The sequence below is a fragment of the Mordavella massiliensis genome, from assembly GCF_016901695.1.
In the GTDB taxonomy this organism is placed as follows: domain Bacteria; phylum Bacillota; class Clostridia; order Lachnospirales; family Lachnospiraceae; genus Claveliimonas; species Claveliimonas massiliensis_A.
The window spans coordinates 1-499 of the sequence record NZ_JACJKS010000069.1 but is presented as its reverse complement, the minus strand read 5'-3'; the positions used below and the strand labels follow the sequence as shown (position 1 = coordinate 499).

Annotated in this window: 1 pseudogene; it reads left to right on the top strand. The window is 61.1% G+C overall.

The features are described 5' to 3' along the window. Positions 1–353: pseudogene (locus H6A20_RS13130) on the top strand (hypothetical protein); the annotation flags it as partial. Positions 354–499: the final 146 nt, after the last annotated feature.

Here is a 499-nt window from a genome sequence, read left to right as displayed (position 1 = left end):
CGGAGTTTCTGGAGAAGAACCGTGCGGAGGCGAGGAAGATGAGTATCTATGAATATGATCAGGAGAGACATATGAGGCAGGAGCGGGAGCAATCCTATGAGAAGGGGCTCGCGGATGGTCACGCCCAGGGCTTCACAGAGGGCCATGCCCGGGGTTTCACGGATGGCCAAGCCAAGGGGCTTGCGGAGGGCCACGCCCAGGGCTTCACAGATGGCCAGGTCCAGGGCGTTGCGGAAGGCAAGCGCAGTATAGTGGTCAATCTGGCCCGGTCCGGGATGGCGGCGGAGGAGATTGCCCGGATAGCAGAGACAGACGTAGAGCTTATCCGGGAGTGGATCCGGGAACAGATCTGATACCACTGCCGAATGGAAAGGCCAGACAGGGGGACTTGGAGCTGCCGGTCGAGGAGGCGGTGGAGCGTGCGATCCGGGAATGCATCGGGGAGGGGATCCTGGCGGAGTTTCTGGAGAAGAACCGTGCGGAGGCGAGGAAGATGAGT